Consider the following 16,122-nt stretch of genomic DNA (forward strand, 5'->3'; position numbering starts at 1 on the left):
CCAGCCCGGGACCGCCCGCCCCGTCGCAACGCCGCCTTCACCCCGACCGTCTTGCCACGGAGTTCGGAGCTAAGAACCCGGGTGGCCAACAACCTCAGCGACGGACGCTTCCGGATCGTGCTCGCCGTGGATGCCATCAACCCGGACTTGAAGCGAATGGTCGAATACCTCAACGCCATGTCGGGGCCGGCCACGTCCATCATTGCCGTTGCCTACGCGCGCCTGAGCGACCAAGAAACCGACATCCTCATGCCCCGGATCTACGGCGAGGAACTTGCCGAAGCCAAATCCGCCGCGGACGCCGGCCGAAAACCCACCTGGACCATCGAGAGCTTCCGGTCCTGGCTGGGCACCAATTCGCCCTCCAACCTCGAGAAATTCAACCACTTCACCGCCCAAGCCGCGGCCTCAGGATTGACCTTCCACGGCTCGACCAGCATCAGCCCCACAGCCACCTTTGCCATCCTCGCCCCGGACAACACCCGGCTGGGCACCCTGTCATTGATCGCCTACACCGGCCAAAACACCAGCGTCGAGCTGGACTTCTACAGGGTCTCCCGCATGGAGCCGCAACAACGTGCAACCATTGCCGGCCTGTCAGAGCTGCCGGCCACCATCGCCGGCATACCCGGAATGGAACGCGTCGGAGAACGTTTGTCCGCCACCGGGTTCGCCAACCGCAAGAACACCCCGCTCACAGAACTCCCCGACGAATCAATCCAGCAACTCATCGGTGTCCTGGCTGCCCTCCAAACCCAAACCTGACCCCGCAAGCCAAGGCGCAAACCCACCCGGCCACCTCCCATCCACGCGCTCAAGTCCGGGTTCCCACGCAGCGTCATGTCAACACTAATGCAGCGCATGGGACGAAGCCGGCGCCTGACGAAAGTGGATGAAGCCGCCATGTATAGCAGCCGGTCCCGAATCAAAAGACGGGTTCCGCGCGGGCCGGTCCATGTCAAAGTCTTCTCGGGTGACACCCCGGGCAAGCAACGCATTTTTCTGTGCTGTGAGGCCCTGGCCGTTGGTGGATACGCGAGCCTGTCCGATCAGCAGTCCGGTCGTGGTACTCGAATGTACCGGTTAGCGCCGTGACCCGGCTTTTTGCGGGCTTTCTTACGGAATCTTGCGACCGCGGTAGCGGTCCATTTTTGATCCGGGAAACTTCGGTGACTCTTGCGCCGCTGGCCGACCGCTTTACGGGATGATTTTGGAGGAGCCTTTCGCTGCCACCCAGCCTGAGGATTGATGCTTCGACGTCTCGTCTCGATTCCATTGCCCTCTGTTGAGTGTCTCCCTCAAATCCATATCCCGGAACTTGCTTGAGTATCGGTCACGGTTCTTCGGCGCGCGGGCGAAGACCAGTAGCCCTTCGTCGGTGACACGGGCCCCGGCCGCCGTCGTTGCCCGTCGCGGCGGCGGTCGATTCCGATTTCTTCGGCCGGTTCACGTCGCGTCGCCACCAGAGGCGTCTCAGCGCCGGTCAGAGCGAGTCGGCAGGGGCGGGTGAGAGCCGGTAGCCGCCGTCATGGCGGATGACATGGCCGGCTGTGGGCGGGGCGAAATGGGTGCCCAGGAGTAGGGTTTCAGTGTCGGCGAGTGAGGCGAGCAGTGTTCGGCGCGAGCTCTCGGACTGGTGCGGGTCGATGTCGACGCAGGCGCCGATGGCGGGGTGGGCAAGTTGGATGGGGTGGTGGATGCAGTCGCCGGTGATTAGGGCAGTCCGGCCGCGGCTCGTCAGCTCGACGGCGACGTGGCCGGGGGTGTGGCCGGGAGTGGGGAGCAGGCGCAGGCCCTCGGTGACGGGGACGCCCTCTGCGGGGACGTCGATGAGGTCGAGCAGCCCTGCCTTCTCCACCGGGATCACGGAGTCTCGGAACATCTGCTCGCGTGCTTCCTCCATGTCGTATCCAGCCCAAAACTCCCGCTCAGTGCGGGTGGTCACGTAACGGGCGTTGGGGAAGGTGGGCACCCAGCCGCCGTTTACCTTGCGGGTGTTCCAGCCCACGTGGTCGGCGTGCAGATGGGTGAGGATCACGAGGTCAACCGAGTCCGCGGGGAATCCGGCGGCGGCGAGGTCCCTCAGGTAGTCGGTGTTCAGATTGTGCCAAGCGGGATTCGCCCGTTCCTTGCCGTTGCCGATGCCGGTGTCGACCAGGATCCGCAGGCCCCCTAGGGCGAAAGCAAAGCTGTGGCTGTCGATGCGGAGGATGCCCTCGTCGTCGGCAAAGTGGGGATGCAGCCAGCCCTGCGAGGCGACAAGGTCCGGGGTGGCGTCGGGCAGTAGCCACGGTCCGGTGGCGGGGGGCAGGAGGACCTCGTCGATGCGGTGAACGGTGACCTCGCCCACGGTCCAGGAAACTGCGGCGCTAGACACGAAGCCGGGGGCAGTGCTCATGATCGTTCAGTCCTTTGAATCTCGTTACGGAAGATCGTTGTGTGCGCGGCGCGAGGACTAGTGGTGTGAGGGTGGACATCGGCCCTTGGCACTAAACGCTACGGAATTGCCTTAAGACACTTTAGGCCCCACGGAAGACTAAGTAAAGCCTTAGCCTTGAGCTGGGGGACGCCACTTCAGCCGAACAGGGATAAGCCCATGACCGCAGGTCTCGCACCGCAAGCGGACGACCGGCCCAGGTCCCCCACGTCGCCTTTTGCGGCAGGCGCGGGTAAGTCGTCAGCGCCATGAAGATCTCTTCTCGCGCGGGGGCACACTGCGGCGGCGCTAAAGTTCACGAAGGGCCGGCGAGGAGGCGGTCGAACGGCGGCCAGTTGCACGCACCGGGGAGTGCGTGGATCATAGACGCAATGATTTTGCTTTAAGATGGGTTTCTATGAGCAGGCAGATGGTGCGCCCGGGCGGACGCAGCGCCCAGGTCCAGGCATCGGTGCACGCCGCCGTGCACGAACTCGCCTCGGAGTTCGGCCGGGATGCCCTGACTGTGCCGCTGGTCGCCCAGCGCGCGGGGGTGACACCTTCGACGATCTACCGGCGCTGGGGGGACCTGCAGGAGCTGTTGTCGGATGTAGCGGTCGAGCGCCTGCGGCCCGAGACCGCACCCGGGGATTATGGGACCCTGCACTCCGACCTGACGGCGTGGGTCGAGCAGTTCCTCGACGAGATGTCCTCCCCCGCCGGCCGCGCCTACATCCGCGACGCCCTGCTCGGCAATCCGGACGGCAGCAACGCCGGGCAGTGCTCTGCCTACGCCGCCGAACAGATCAACGTGATCCTCACCCGCGCGACCGAACGCGGGGAGAAGGCCCCGGGCGTTGAGACGATAATCGACCACGTCGTCGCTCCCCTAATGTACCGTATCCTCTTCCGCCCGGCCGGGCTTGACGCCCCGTACGCCCGCCGGCTCGTGGGATCAATCCTCGGCCCCGCCGGCCCGTAACCTGGAGCGGACTGGATTTCTTCGCGTTCGCCGGTCCCAGGGTCTTGTGGAGGGGTGTGCTCTGCCGTGCCGGGCCGCTGTCATGGCATCCGTCTTCTCCCGCGCCGCGTTTGGCTGGCAGCGCGGGACAGCTCGGTCGCGCAGGATCCCACCCCATGGTTCCCGGTGAGGCCCTTGAGGCTGTGGTGCGCCAGTCGATGAGCGACCGGGTGCCCAGGAGGACCACAACGAAGAACCGGTCGGCGTCTTCGGTGCCCGGTTGGGCTGTGAATAGACCATGATCCCCAGCTCCTCGCCCGCGACGGTGAGGATGTCGCAGGCGAGTGGGATGAGTCCGGCCTTTGGGCTGTCGATGGTCTTGAGCCTGGACTGTTCCTGGGGCGATTCGAAATGGCCCGACTTACACAACTTAGCCAAGCGCGGCAGACCCTTGACGTCAACCAGTTTTGTACTTTACTGTAAAGTCTAATTCTGGCCATTCTTCTTCCTCTCGGCCAGAGCCGCCGATCGTCAGGAGAGCCCAGAATGTCCCCTAAAGTCCACGCGAGCCTCGCGGGATCATCCATTTCCGCCCGCCTCAACAGGCTGCCCGTGACGAGGGCCCACAAGCGCATCATCGTGATCATCGCCCTCGGTACGTTCTTCGAGATCTACGAGCTGTTCCTTTCCGGGGTGTTGGCCACGACGCTAAGCTCCGAGTTTAGGCTGGGAGGGACGGGCCTCTCCCTGGTTCTGGCCTCACCGTTCCTCGGGGCCTTCCTTGGGGCGGTAGTGATCGGCCCGGTCGCCGACAGGTTCGGCAGGCGGAAGGCGTACATGATCACTCTCGCCCTGTATTCCGCCGCGACCCTCGCGGCCGCGTTCTCCTCGGATCTGTGGATGCTCGTGGCGTGCCGGTTCATTGCGGGCGTGGGTCTGGGAGGCGAGCTCCCGGTGACGGATTCATTCCTAGGGGAGATCCTGCCCGCGAAGCGTCGGGGGTACTTTGCGGCGTGGGCCTTCACCGTCGCCTACACGGCGGTACCCGTGGTCGGTTTCCTCGGTCTGGGAATGACTGCCGCTGCCCCGTGGGGAATCGCCGGCTGGCGGTGGATGTTCGCGTTCGGGGCGGCGGGGGCGATCATCACGTTCCTGGTCCGCCGCCAACTGCCCGAGTCACCAAGGTGGCTGCAGACGGTCGGACGTGCGGCCGAGGCCGAGGAGGTCACCCATCGGTTGGAGGAGGCGAGCCGGTCCGAAGGGTGGGACGGTGCCGAGGCCGTGGAGCCCGCGGACAGCACCCTGCCCCAAGCGACGCCCCTGCCGGCGTCGGCACTGCTGCGCAGACCGCTGGTGCAGCGGACGGTCCTGATGGCCTTGGTCTGGATCCTGGCGGTGATCGGCTACCACGGGTTCAGCTCTGTTGCGACGCTCGCGCTCACCGAACGCGGCTTCACCGTGACCAGCTCGCTGCTCTACACCTCCCTGGCGTTCATCGGGTACCCGGTCGGGTCGGCGGTGTCGATGTGGCTGATGGAGCGCATGGAGCGCAAGCTGCTGCTGGGTGGATCTCTGGCGCTGATGGCCGTGCTGGGAATAGTCTTCGGCAACGCCCAGGACCCTACGGTGATCGTGGTCTTCGGGTTCTGCTTCACCGTCGTCGCGAATGTCATGTCAAACGCCACTCACGTCTACCAGCTCGAGCAGTTCCCCACCGGCATCCGCACAACGGCGACCGGATGGCTGTACTCCCTCGGCCGCCTCTCGACTGCCGTGGCGCCCTTCTACCTCGTTCCTCTCCTGCAGCACGCCGGATCAGGCGCCGTCTTCACGCTGGTCGGAGCGGCCTGCCTCGTGGCCGCGTTGGCCGTCGTGGTCGCCGGAGTGCGGACGACTGGGCTGAGCGTCGAGGAGATCTCCCCTGAACTTAGGTCATGAAGCATAGCGGCTGAGGAATGTCAGGATCGCTTCGTCGATCACCCGCTCTTCCGCCGGCAAGTGGTCCCGTGCTGCAGGGGCTGCCATGACCGCGGGCCAGAGGGTCATCTCCTGAACGAGCCCGAAGAACTGATGTGCGGCCACGAAGGCGTCGGGGCACTGGAGCCGGCCCAGCCCGCTGAGCCGGTCCAGGGCGGCGGCGAGGGCATCCAGGAGGGGCGCCTTCCCCACCCTGTAGAAGTCCTCCGCGATCCAGCTCAGCCGCCGTGATTCGGCAATGACGAGCCTGATGACGTCAACCTGGTCATTTTCCCGGACGAAGCGCAGAAGCAGCTGCGCGAAGGCCCGCAGCACCTCGGAGGCCTCCGGAACACCTCCGGGCCCATTGAGCTCCTCGAGGAATGCAGATACGTTGAGCTGATCCCAATGACGCTGTAACATCGCCCGGAAGACAGCCTCCTTGCTGCCGAACCTGTTGTAGAGAGTCTGCCTCGACACTCCTGCTTCCTTGGCAATCCGCTCGAGGTTGACTCTGTCGTAGCCATGGGCGAGGAAAAGCCTGCGGGCCGCGTCCAGCAACTTTGAAGAAGCCGCCTCACTCAAATCAAGAACCTCTCCCATTTCGACTGTACCGTCCAATCCATCTTAGGAGCGTATCGCATGACCGAATACCAGTGGAACCGACTCAGTGCCCCGGCGCTGCAATACCACGCAGAGCACGATGCTGTGGTCATGCTCCCCGTGGGTTCCACCGAACAGCACGGGGAACACCTCCCCACAGGAGTCGACCTGTTCCTAGCGGCAGAAGCCTGCCTGAGGGCGGCCGCCATCCTCGAGGAAGCCGGAATGCCCGTCGTGTGCGCTCCCGGGCTGCCTTGGGGCCTCTCCGAGCACCATATGGCGTTCGGGGGCACGCTCACACTGCCGCTCACCACGTACTATGCGCTCATCCGGGACGTGTGTGCGAGCATCCAGAGGTCCGGCTTCCAGCGGATCGTCGTCGTCAACGGGCACGGCGGGAACATCTCCGCCCTGAATGCCATCGTCGACCAGCTGTCCCTCGACCTGCCGGGAGCGGACATCTCCGTGGCCACCTACGTGACCGTCGCCCGCGACCAGATTGAGGAGATCCTCGAGACACAGGACAGCATCATGCACGCCTGCGAGGGAGAGACATCCATGATGCTCGCCGCGTTCCCCGAACTCGTGGCCACTGGCATGCTCTCCCGCGCCACAGGCCCCGTCTCGGGCCTCCGGTCAGATGCCGTGCCCCTGTACCGATGGCGGTCCTTCCGCGACGTCACGGCGAACGGCGTCTCGGGGGACGCCCGCGGCGCCACCGCCGACAAGGGCGCCCGGCTCCTGGACGTCTGCGCCGAGGCCCTGGCGCACCAGATCATGGTCGACGGCGGACACGAACCGGGCACTGCGCCGCCGAACCCGAAACTAACCTAAGCAGAAATGGGGCTCAGAGTACGCCAACAGGCCGCATGGAAGCGCCTTGGCTTTACTCTGAGCCCCGTTTTCTCAGACTCCCGAGCGCCCTGATCTGGCTGAAGCTCAAAAGGGACCCACCCGTTACATAGTTTGGACCGTCATCGTAGGGCGCATAGATCTTACGCTGGACATCCTTGCCGCCCCTCTCCTGGTCGGGAGCTGCGGATCGCGGCCATGTCTCTACGATCGCGGCCGACAGCTGCGAGGCCTCGCCAACTGGCTCATTGCGCCCTGCCTGAACTTCCCAGGCCATCCAGGCTTCCTGGGACGGCCTTGGACCGGCTCATCCAAGATGCTACACATGGGTCATTGGCCTTTATCGAGCGGATCGTTGTTGAAGTTTCCAACGACGCCGTCCAGCCAGTCGGGACTGTCCGCTCCGACTCAAAATCGGGCCATTTAGGCCAAGTAAAAAGAGGACTATGGTGTTTTGACCTATTGTGCGGGAGCCAGTTTGTAGCTTGAGGTAGCCTTGGGGCCGGGATGGCGTACTGCAAAATGATGTCCATAACGGGCCCGCTTGTGGCTGCTCAAGCGCCGAAGGGGATGAGGGTGAAGTCGTCGCGTTTGCGTTGCGGGTCTTGATGCTTAGCCTCGATTCACCGATCCGAGCGGGTGGCCCTACGGCGTTTTAAGCACGAAATCCCGTCTTTTAGAGGAAAATAGGCTTACGACAGTCAAATTTCCATACCCAAAAGAGATCATCTCGTAAATGCACGTTTCCAATACCCCGGCGGCAGGGTCCGTTTTCCTTGCCGAGGAGTACCTTATGTCGCCGGCCGGGCTGGTGCCGGTGCTATGCCTGGCCCGGGAGGCGCCGCTACACGCACCGACCGATGCATGGTTGTCCGTGCCCACGGACATGGGCGCGAACCCTGGGTTTAGACTCGCATTGCTAGCGGGCATCGTCGCCGGGGCTGACGGCATTGATGACATGGCACTATTGCGCCTTGGAGGGATGAAGAAGCCCTTAACCGGCAGCTTCGCCCCGTCCACTTTGGGCTCCTTCCTGCGGTCCTTCACGTTCGGGCACGAACGCCAACTCGACGCAGTCACTTCCGGCGGCCGGCCAGCCTGGCCCGCAAGGCGCCCCTGTTCGGCACACAGTCCGGGGCGGACTTCGTCTTAGTCGACGCCGATTACACCATCATCGAAGTGCACTGGTATCAGAAGCAGGGCTCCGAATGCAGGTACTGGCGGGGGCCACGGCCTCAATGCCGTCCTCGCCGCTGCCACCCTGTAGGGCACGGCGCTGACGATCAAGGGCAAGCGCGTGCGCAAGGGAGCGGCGAACTCAGCCCGCCAGGCCAGGAAATCCGTTACGCAAGCATCGGGCACGCTCAAGCGCACCGGAGTGCAGCCGCCGGTGGTGTGCCGGTTTGATTTGGCCTAGTCCGGCTGCCCCGCGGTCAGTCCCGCACTGGCCGGCGGCACCGATGTCACGGTCACGGGACGCATGGACCCTGCCGTCAAACGCGCCATCGCCACCATTGCGGAGTCCGCGTGGGTGCCCATCCAGTACGCCAACGCCGTCTATTACGAGGCCACGAAGGGTGGGTCTCGGCCGCGGAAGTCAAGGAAGTGCCGTTCACGACGTTGTCGGGCAGGAAGAAGAGCGGGCGGGTCACCGGCCGGATGGTCGTGCCCCGCATCGGGCGAGCTGAGCGCCAAAGCCGGTGACGGGCAACCCGCCCTCTTTGACACGCACCGCTTCCATGCGTTCTTCCCCACCGTCCAAGTGGAGACGTTGGGAGCAGTCGCTGCCGATAAGATCCATCGGAAGCACACCGCTATTGAGCAGGTCGACGCCGATTCTGTTGGACAGCGCCTTGGCACACCTGCCCTCGGGGCATTCGACGCGAACCCTGCCAGGCTGGCCGCCGCGGTCATAGCCTACAACCTCACCCGCACCGCTGGGATTCTTGCCGAGTGCTTGTTCGCCAGATCCAGAACGGGAACGATCCGGGCCAGGCTGATCAACGTCCCTGCTCGGATCGTGTCCACGGCCCGAGGAATACGGGACCACCTGCCCGAGAAATGGCCTTGGCAAATTGCCGGGGAACAGCTCGTCGCTGTCACCCATGCACCACCGCAAGCAACATAAAACCTGCCCACCCGGCCGAGGCCGGCACGCTGCAGGAACCCAAACGTGGAACACCAACGGCAGCAAGGACGGTCATCTGTCCATCCCCAAAAACGAAACGGCCCCCGCGATCCGAAATCAAACAGACCGCGAAGACGGCTCGGTGGATCGAAGCTTAGGCGCGGTCGTGGAGGGTGACGTGGTAGCCGTCGGGGTCGGCAAAGGTGAACGTGCGACCGAATGGGCCGTCGACCGGGGCGGAGACGATCTTGTGGCCGTCGGCGACGAGGGCGTCGTAAATGGCCTGGACGTCGGTGGCATGGAGCCAGATCGCGGCACCGATGCCTGGCTGGGCAACGGTCGCAAGATCGGTCCCCGGAACCAGGTCCCGCAGCGCGAACGCAATGGGCGTGGTCTCGAAGACGACGGCATGGGGCGGGCCCGCCGGGGAGCGAACGAGGCCGAGGTACTGTTCGTAAAACGCCTGCGACGCGTGGAGATCGCGTGCCTGGAGTGAGATGAAGTCGGGGCCGGTTGCGGGCATGTTGACGCTCCTTTTCTATATGTCAGTTTTCTGACATGGGCTAATCTATGTCAGAATGTTGACATGAGTCAAGATTTTATCGGCGTCGATCTCGAGACGTCCCTGGGCTACCTGTTGAAAGAGGCGTCGAGCGCCCTTCGCGCTGCCATGGAGGCAGTGCTGCGGCCGCTCGGGATGACGGTGACGCATTACTCCTGCCTTGAGTTGCTGGCACAGCGCCCGGGCCTGTCGAACTCGGAGCTGGCACGCGGAGCGTTCGTGACCCGACAGTCGATGAACGTGCTGCTGCAAGGCTTGGAACGGGACGGCTACGTGACCCGGCCGGCCCAGGCCCCGGTCGGGAAAGTTCTTCCCACGCGGCTCACGCCACGGGGTCGGCGCAGCCTGGAGAAGGCGACCGTAGCAGTCCGATCCGTCGAGGACAGAATGCTCGGCGGCCTGTCGAAAGACGAGCATGCGGAGGCGTTTCGGATCCTGCAAGGCATGATCCAGTCCCTGCGCGACGATAACGAGGATGCATAAATCGTTCCCGCGGAACCGTCCGCCACCGCGAACGCACAAGGATCCCCAACCGGGCTGCACCCACCACCAATTAGCGGTGCGAAAACGCCATCATTCACGGGACTGTGGAAAGAACTGCCGTTGCTTGAATGGTTCTCTGTGTTTTAGTCAAGCGCCTGTGCGCTGATCGAACAGATCCGTGCTGCTGCATCGACGTAGACAATGCTGGTCGGGATTTCACGCCGCAAGGGCATAGGCTAGCCGCGCCTGCCCAATTGGCGGGCCAGCTGGGTGGTGACGCGCACCAAAGTCGCCCCGTGGTTCGCCAGGTCGTAGGAGTTTGTTGCACCGGAGAAACTGATGGCACCGATTGCCGCCCCATTTCGAAGGATCGGGGCCGCTATGCAGGTCTGTCCCAAGGTGGCTTCCTCGCGGTCATAGGCCAGCCGGGTGTTCCTTATCTGTGCCAGCTCCTGAAGGAGGGCTGATGGATGTGTCAAGGTAAAACGAGTGCGCCGCGGCATGCCCGCGGCGATGACCGCCTGAACGGCATCTTCGGACGCAAAGGCGAGCATTGCCTTGCCCAGCGAGGTACAAACGGCCGGGTAGCGTCCGCCGACTACAGTCCGGGCTGGATGAGTGCTCAATCCCACCACCTTGTCGACGAGCACAACCTGAGGACCGTCAAGGACCGCGAGATGGGTCGTAAGCCTTGTGGCGCCGAAGAGCTCACCCAAAAACGGTGCGGCAAGGTCCCTTAACCCCATGGGTCGGCTGTGAGCCACTTGGTTGCCCAACTCGAAGAGTTTCCCAGAGAGCCGGTAGTTGGAACCGTCCTTGGCCACAAAGCCGCCTTTGACCAAATGTGAAAGCAACCTGTGGACAGTCGATGTGGGAATTCCCGCCCTCCGTCCGATCTCACTCACGCCAAGAACGGGCTGGTCTCCCATGAAAACGTCCAAAAGCTGGAGCGCACGTACAACCGAAGCCGTGCCACCGGATTCCTGCTGGCGTGCATCGCATTCTTTTGTGCGCTGGTGTTCAACGGTGATCGACATGCGGACTCCCTGCCATCAGCGCGTAATACTTTGCGTACCGCGCTGTAAGTGCCTCTAAGTACTAACTTCTGTAGTGCTTGGTACACTAAAGTGTAGTGACCGGTCCAGGGATGGTCAAGGTCACATGCGAGGACGCTCTCTGCAACAGAATTGGCGCCCGCTCGGTACTTGCACATCGTCAATCTTCACCGGCCATTACGATGTAACCCAGATGGCAACAGTGAAAAATCAAAGGAGGGTCAATGAACACGAGCCGCAGGAACGCGCGTGGAGAACTCTCCCTGCAAACAATTCTTGAGCAAACGGTTAGCTTGGTCAGCAGTTACGGATATGACGGGACCACAATTGCCCGTATCAGCAAGTCCACCGGGCGGCCTGCAAGCTCCATCTACTGGTACTTCGATACCAAGGACGACCTCGTAGCTGCTGCTCTTGAAAGCACCTACAGCCGCAGGCCGGGTGACCTGCCGAGGTGGCCTGAATACACGCCGGACCTGCCGCTGGAGGCTCAGCTTTATCGTGCCCTTGGACATGAATTTACCCCGGCCGAAACCGAGGCGCCCGTGCGCCTGGGAATCATGGTGGCACTCGAGGGAATTGCGGCGAATTCACCTGCACAAAAGCCATTTCAAGAGCGCCGGCGCTTGACCAGCCTGCATGTGCAGACTTGGTGGATTGCTGCCACCGTAGACCGTGTGGGCCTCGATCGCGGCGACGTGGCTGAATGGATGACGCTGCTGACCTTGGCGTTCCTGGACGGGCACTACATTTCCGATGTGACGGCTGATGCAATGCCTTCGTACGATCGCGGCGGGCAAATGGTTGCCTCAGCGTTGACAAGCGTTTTTGAATACTTGGCATCCCGGCCCGCACCCTTACCCCCGGCCCGGGTCACCATCTCGAGTCCGGTCATCAAGCCCCCATCGATAGAAGACGGTGCTGGAGATCCGCTCCTCGCCACCACCCGATCCTTGGTCGCCGAAAGGGGCTATGAAGGTGCGACACTCAGCCGCATCTGCGCGAGATCGGGGGTTCAGCGCAGCTCAATCTACTGGCGTTACAAGGGCAAAGACGAACTCATCCATGCCGCCGTCACCTCTGAGTTTCTCGATCTTGGCGCGACCTCCAAGCTCCCCCCGCCAGACGGAGCAGCGTGGCTGAATATGATTGCTGCAAACCTCCAGGAAAGTGTTGAAGTCGCGTGGAAGTCGCCCGACACAGTCAGGGCCGGGCTGCTGTTAAAACTGCAGCGCCGCGATCCCTCCCCTCTTGGAAGTCAGGCCATTCAGCAAGGAGTTGCGCAGGAAGCCGCTGCACTTGAACAATGGATAACCTCCGCGGTGGAACTTGAAGGACAGCACGTCGATGTCAATGAAATAGGCTGGATCCTCAATATCCTGCGCGAGGGACTCTTTCTCGGGGTCGCTTTTGGATACGAATACCCCGCTCGTGCGTTGTCGGGCCAGATTTTGGCCATGGTCCAAGGGATCGTTGCCGCGTCGCAACAGGCCACGGGCAGCCGCGGTTAGGACGCCTGGAACGTGCCCACCGGTCCAGACTCCAATTCAATGTTGAAGGTGTTCATGACCCGGCCCACCATCATGTAAAAGCCGATAATCAAAACAAGCTCTACCATCCTGGAATTGTCATAGACCGTCGCTATGCACTCGAACAGCTCATCCGGTGCAGATGTCTCCCGAACCACCGCGTCAGTGAAGTCGATCAGGGACCTCTCAAAGTCCGTCAGGTGTTCATGGCTGTCCATCGCCGGGTACTCGGCCACCGCGCGGATCTTATCCTCCGAAAACCCGTGCCGCAGGGCCACGGCGTGATGCTCATGGGCTTGGTACTGCGCCTTGCTTAGCTCTGCGACGCGGAGGATCACCACCTCGCGATCCACGGGCGGAAGGGAACTTCCTCGACTCAAAACCTGTCCCAACGCCAAGACTTCTGGGGCAGCGTTCTCGGACTGCGCGATGAGCCTGAAGATGTTGATCTTCCGCTTTCCCGCCAGTGCGCTGAGCGTCCGATTGGAAGCAGTCTGTTCGTCTAGATACGGTATGCGTGCCATGTGGGCCCCTTCACTCAAAGTTGGTGGACACATTGGAAGTTGTCCTCCGCCGACCCTATCCCCGCTCTGTTCGGGATGCGTTGCCCCTTCCGCGGAATGGAATCCAAGACTGCCAAAGGAACTTTATCCCGGCATTCGGAACGGGCGGTGCAATCGGCCGTTCCGGCGGAGAATACTTTGAGGGGAGGGCAACGGTCCGGGGATGCGCGAACTCGTTTCAACCGGCCCTGTAGCATCAGGGTCCCCGAACTGACCACCACCGCCACTGAGGAGACCAAAATGATGACCGCCACTACTTCCCGGCAGGCCTCTGCTGGCGTGACTGAGCAAGTCGACCCTGCCGATGACCCTCGGGCGTTCCGACGCGCGCTCGGTCAATTCGCAACAGGGGTCACCGTCGTCTCAACTTCCGACGGGGATGCACACGTGGCCATGGCCGTAAACTCGTTTGCAGCCGTCTCACTTGACCCTCCCCTTGTCTCGTGGTCGATCCGAAACGAATCAAGGAACCGTGACGCGTTTGTGCGCAACGCGCACTTTGCCGTAAGCGTGTTGGCCGAAGACCAGGTGGAAACCTCCGGCCTCTTCGGCCGGCCCCACGATGGTCAGTTTGACAGGGTCGCCTGGACCGCCGGCGTCCATGGCGACCGGCTCCTGGACCAGGCAATCGCCCACTTCGAATGCACGCTGGAGGCCAGCCACGACGGCGGAGATCATCTGATCCTGATTGGACGCGTCACGCGATGCACCCGGTTGGAGGGTACTCCCCTTCTATTCTCCCAAGGTCAATACGGAATTGCCCAGGCACATCCGCAGGTCGCCCTAACCTCCGCCAGTCCGTCGGCCGCTCCGGCCGCAGGCGATGGCAACCATCCCTTGTTTATGTCCTTGCTGAAGGCGACCGAACAACACATGTCCAGGCTCTTTGACGAGTACAGGGAACGTTTGGAGATCAGCGCCTTCGGCACCAGAATCATCAATTTGCTCGACGAAGCCCCCGCTCGTGATGGAGAACTGGCCGAACGCGCCCTGCTGGGCGATGCAGCCGTCGAAGACACCTTGAACGAGTTCAAGGCCAAAGGCTGGGTCGTTGAATCCCCCGCCCACATCTTTGAGCTGACCGACTCCGGACGCATCCTTCGCCGGGAACTCCTGCGCGGCGCCGAAGAATTCACCGCAGCACAACTGAAAGGTATCGACCCGCGAGATCTTGAGGCCACCCGTCGAGTCTTGATCAAGCTGCTCACGGCGTAGAGCCAGCACCTCAAAACAACCTGCAATGATGCCGCCAACCATATTGGCGGACCCCACGACCCCACAGCCAAAGGAGGGGAAATGCCTACAACATCCGATTCCCTGAAAATACTTCCCATTGCCAATGATCCTGCCCGCCGGCAGGACTGGAGCGACTACCGGGAACGCGCACTCGCAGAGGGCCATACATTCCTCACTGCCGTCGAGGGCATCCTCGAAAGTGTGGCATCCAGGCGAACCCTGTCCGAAGCCGAGGGCCGGGTAACTGACGCCACGGTGAAAGACATGATCAGCACCGGACTCTTCCGGGCCTTTACCCCACTGCGCTACGGCGGTCTCGAGATGAATCCGGCCTCGCTTTTTGCCGGCGTCATGCGCATCGCGGAAGCCGACGCCTCCGCTGCCTGGATTGCCGGCCAACTCCACATTCACTCCTTCGAGATTGCGCTCATGAGCGAAAAAATGCAGGACGAGTTTTGGGCCACCGGCCCGGACACCAGGGCCTCCAGTTCCTATGCACCCATCGGGAAGGTGACAGAGGTCGACGGCGGACACCTCCTCAACGGTACCTGGACGTTCTCCAGCGGCGTCGATCATGCCCAATGGGTCATCCTCGGTGACGGCGACAAGGCCCACGTCGTGCCCATCGACGACGTGGTCATTGACCATTCCAGCTGGCAGGTCGAGGGCCTGAAGGGTACCGGCAGCAAATCTGTGACGCTGACGGACGTTTTTGTCCCGGACTACCGCACGCACCACTTCGTGGATACGTACAACGATGAGAATCCGGGTTGGGCTGTGAACAACGTACCGCTCTATTGGGTATCGTTCCTTGCCCTCTTCAATTCCACGCCCACCAACACCGTGATCGGCACCGCACTGGGCGGTTTCAACACCTTCATCGAGCAGTCGCGGCAGCGACTCAGCCGCCAGGGAACGGGCTCGCCGATCGCCCAGAACCCTTTCCTGCATCTGAAGGTTGCCGAGGGGCTCACCCGCATCGGCGCCGCCCGGGACCGTCACATGAACAACTGGGCCACCCTCTTTGACACTGCGTGCCGGGGCGAGGAAGCTACTCCGCTGGAGCGCATGCGCGTGCGATTTGAATCCGCCTACGCAAATGCCACAAGCTTTGAGTCCTTTGCCGAAATCTGGCCCATCGCCGGCGCTGCCGCCGCAGCATCATCGAACCCGCTCCAGCAGACGTTCCGAGACCTGATGGCCGCCCGAAACCACGGCTCGGCGGGCAGGGAACTTGCAGCCGGGAGCTACATCAAGACGCTATTTGGGCTGCCACCGGCACCGTTCAAGGACTTCGGAACCTTGGCCTACTACAAGTAGAAAACTGCAGCAGGCCCGGGCCCGAGATTTCGGGCCCAGGCCTTTTGCACGTCCGCTGTTGTGAGAAGCCCGATAATAGCCCGGTAATGGCACTTTCAGGACAACGCTGCTGGTAGCGGGTGGGACGATCTGGGACGATCTGGTGGCAGCGGCTCGGATTCCGGGAGCGCCGGGCCCCGGGTCTTGGCGTTTTTGGGTGACGACGCCTTCCTTACTGGTAGGCATGTCGGCGCATGTTGGACCCGTCGGGCTGGATGAGCGCGGTGGTCGAGACGATCCAGTTGAGGATTGATTCTGCCAGGGCGGAGGCGTGACGGGGCTCGTACCAGTCCTCGGGGTCGAACTGCGAGGTTACGACGATCGCGCCGCGGTTTTCCCTTCCGGCAAGGATGTCGGGCAGTTTACCGGCCACGTCCGTGGTTATCGGAGTGCTCAAGAAGTCCTCAACCGGGGGAACT

At 62.6% G+C, this 16,122-nt stretch carries 14 protein-coding genes and 1 pseudogene; 9 read left to right on the forward strand and 6 right to left on the reverse strand.

From position 1 onward, the window contains the following. The coding region (locus G6035_RS16080; RefSeq protein WP_218063297.1) for a hypothetical protein at positions 1–765 on the forward strand (765 nt) is incomplete at its 5' end. 718 nt (positions 766–1,483) lie between these two features. Here G6035_RS16080 and G6035_RS16085 read toward each other — a convergent pair. Next, positions 1,484–2,398: an MBL fold metallo-hydrolase gene (locus tag G6035_RS16085; RefSeq protein ID WP_176618119.1), complete on the reverse strand. Its 915-nt coding sequence runs from the start codon at positions 2,396–2,398 to the stop codon at positions 1,484–1,486. A 436-nt stretch (positions 2,399–2,834) separates the two neighbouring features. Between G6035_RS16085 and G6035_RS16090 the strand changes: the two genes are divergently transcribed. Both G6035_RS16090 and G6035_RS16095 read left to right on the forward strand, forming a co-directional pair. Continuing rightward, positions 2,835–3,398: a TetR/AcrR family transcriptional regulator gene (locus G6035_RS16090; RefSeq protein WP_176618120.1), complete on the forward strand. Its 564-nt coding sequence runs from the start codon at positions 2,835–2,837 to the stop codon at positions 3,396–3,398. Positions 3,399–3,923: 525 nt separating this feature from the next. Continuing rightward, on the forward strand, positions 3,924–5,315 hold the full coding sequence (locus G6035_RS16095; protein WP_218063298.1) for an MFS transporter: 1,392 nt from the start codon (positions 3,924–3,926) through the stop codon (positions 5,313–5,315). Here the strand turns inward: G6035_RS16095 and G6035_RS16100 are convergent. After that, positions 5,310–5,936, reverse strand: a complete 627-nt coding sequence (locus G6035_RS16100; RefSeq protein WP_176618121.1) for a TetR/AcrR family transcriptional regulator — start codon at positions 5,934–5,936, stop codon at positions 5,310–5,312. The two genes, G6035_RS16095 and G6035_RS16100, sit on opposite strands and share 6 nt — an antisense overlap. 39 nt (positions 5,937–5,975) lie before the next feature. Here G6035_RS16100 and G6035_RS16105 point away from each other — a divergent pair, with 39 nt between their 5' ends. Together G6035_RS16105 and G6035_RS16110 are read left to right on the forward strand one after the other, a co-directional pair. Next, entirely contained in the window at positions 5,976–6,770 is a 795-nt protein-coding gene (locus tag G6035_RS16105; protein WP_176618122.1) for a creatininase family protein, read from the forward strand. A gap of 754 nt (positions 6,771–7,524) precedes the next feature. Further along, positions 7,525–8,916 (forward strand): annotated as a pseudogene (locus G6035_RS16110) (IS1380 family transposase). Between the two features lie 154 nt (positions 8,917–9,070). Here the strand turns inward: G6035_RS16110 and G6035_RS16115 are convergent. Then, on the reverse strand, positions 9,071–9,439 hold the full coding sequence (locus G6035_RS16115; protein ID WP_176618123.1) for a VOC family protein: 369 nt from the start codon (positions 9,437–9,439) through the stop codon (positions 9,071–9,073). A 63-nt stretch (positions 9,440–9,502) separates the two neighbouring features. On the opposite strand from G6035_RS16115, the gene G6035_RS16120 reads away from it, so the two are divergent. Then, the gene (locus G6035_RS16120) at positions 9,503–9,961 is read left to right on the forward strand and encodes a MarR family winged helix-turn-helix transcriptional regulator (RefSeq protein WP_176618124.1); all 459 of its coding nucleotides are present in this window, start codon (positions 9,503–9,505) and stop codon (positions 9,959–9,961) included. Positions 9,962–10,197: 236 nt separating this feature from the next. Here the strand turns inward: G6035_RS16120 and G6035_RS16125 are convergent, their stop codons facing one another. Further along, positions 10,198–10,998 (reverse strand): IclR family transcriptional regulator, encoded by an 801-nt coding sequence (locus G6035_RS16125; protein ID WP_176618125.1) that lies wholly within the window; start codon positions 10,996–10,998, stop codon positions 10,198–10,200. Positions 10,999–11,240: 242 nt separating this feature from the next. Between G6035_RS16125 and G6035_RS16130 the strand changes: the two genes are divergently transcribed. After that, the gene (locus G6035_RS16130; protein ID WP_176618126.1) at positions 11,241–12,527 is read left to right on the forward strand and encodes a TetR/AcrR family transcriptional regulator; all 1,287 of its coding nucleotides are present in this window, start codon (positions 11,241–11,243) and stop codon (positions 12,525–12,527) included. Here the strand turns inward: G6035_RS16130 and G6035_RS16135 are convergent. Beyond that, positions 12,524–13,069 (reverse strand): carboxymuconolactone decarboxylase family protein, encoded by a 546-nt coding sequence (locus G6035_RS16135; protein ID WP_176618127.1) that lies wholly within the window; start codon positions 13,067–13,069, stop codon positions 12,524–12,526. The two genes, G6035_RS16130 and G6035_RS16135, sit on opposite strands and share 4 nt — an antisense overlap. 279 nt (positions 13,070–13,348) lie before the next feature. Here G6035_RS16135 and G6035_RS16140 point away from each other — a divergent pair, with 279 nt between their 5' ends. Continuing rightward, positions 13,349–14,323: a flavin reductase gene (locus G6035_RS16140; RefSeq protein WP_176618128.1), complete on the forward strand. Its 975-nt coding sequence runs from the start codon at positions 13,349–13,351 to the stop codon at positions 14,321–14,323. An 81-nt stretch (positions 14,324–14,404) separates the two neighbouring features. Next, entirely contained in the window at positions 14,405–15,664 is a 1,260-nt protein-coding gene (locus G6035_RS16145; protein WP_176618129.1) for an acyl-CoA dehydrogenase, read from the forward strand. 211 nt (positions 15,665–15,875) lie between these two features. On the opposite strand, the gene G6035_RS16150 is transcribed toward G6035_RS16145, so the two are convergent. Continuing rightward, on the reverse strand, positions 15,876–16,100 hold the full coding sequence (locus G6035_RS16150) for a hypothetical protein (RefSeq protein WP_176618130.1): 225 nt from the start codon (positions 16,098–16,100) through the stop codon (positions 15,876–15,878). Positions 16,101–16,122: the final 22 nt, after the last annotated feature.

It is taken from the genome of Arthrobacter sp. SDTb3-6 (genome assembly GCF_013376095.1).
GTDB lineage: Bacteria > Actinomycetota > Actinomycetes > Actinomycetales > Micrococcaceae > Specibacter.

Bases quoted from the DNA above. Each gene is read 5' to 3' on its own strand.
- G6035_RS16100 (WP_176618121.1), bottom strand. From the start codon at position 5,936: ATGGGAGAGGTTCTTGATTTGAGTGAGGCGGCTTCTTCAAAGTTGCTG.
- G6035_RS16090 (WP_176618120.1), top strand. From the start codon at position 2,835: ATGAGCAGGCAGATGGTGCGCCCGGGCGGACGCAGCGCCCAGGTCCAG.
- G6035_RS16120 (WP_176618124.1), top strand. From the start codon at position 9,503: ATGAGTCAAGATTTTATCGGCGTCGATCTCGAGACGTCCCTGGGCTAC.
- G6035_RS16135 (WP_176618127.1), bottom strand. From the start codon at position 13,069: ATGGCACGCATACCGTATCTAGACGAACAGACTGCTTCCAATCGGACG.
- G6035_RS16125 (WP_176618125.1), bottom strand. From the start codon at position 10,998: ATGTCGATCACCGTTGAACACCAGCGCACAAAAGAATGCGATGCACGC.
- G6035_RS16085 (WP_176618119.1), bottom strand. From the start codon at position 2,398: ATGAGCACTGCCCCCGGCTTCGTGTCTAGCGCCGCAGTTTCCTGGACC.
- G6035_RS16115 (WP_176618123.1), bottom strand. From the start codon at position 9,439: ATGCCCGCAACCGGCCCCGACTTCATCTCACTCCAGGCACGCGATCTC.
- G6035_RS16095 (WP_218063298.1), top strand. From the start codon at position 3,924: ATGTCCCCTAAAGTCCACGCGAGCCTCGCGGGATCATCCATTTCCGCC.
- G6035_RS16140 (WP_176618128.1), top strand. From the start codon at position 13,349: ATGATGACCGCCACTACTTCCCGGCAGGCCTCTGCTGGCGTGACTGAG.
- G6035_RS16105 (WP_176618122.1), top strand. From the start codon at position 5,976: ATGACCGAATACCAGTGGAACCGACTCAGTGCCCCGGCGCTGCAATAC.
- G6035_RS16130 (WP_176618126.1), top strand. From the start codon at position 11,241: ATGAACACGAGCCGCAGGAACGCGCGTGGAGAACTCTCCCTGCAAACA.
- G6035_RS16145 (WP_176618129.1), top strand. From the start codon at position 14,405: ATGCCTACAACATCCGATTCCCTGAAAATACTTCCCATTGCCAATGAT.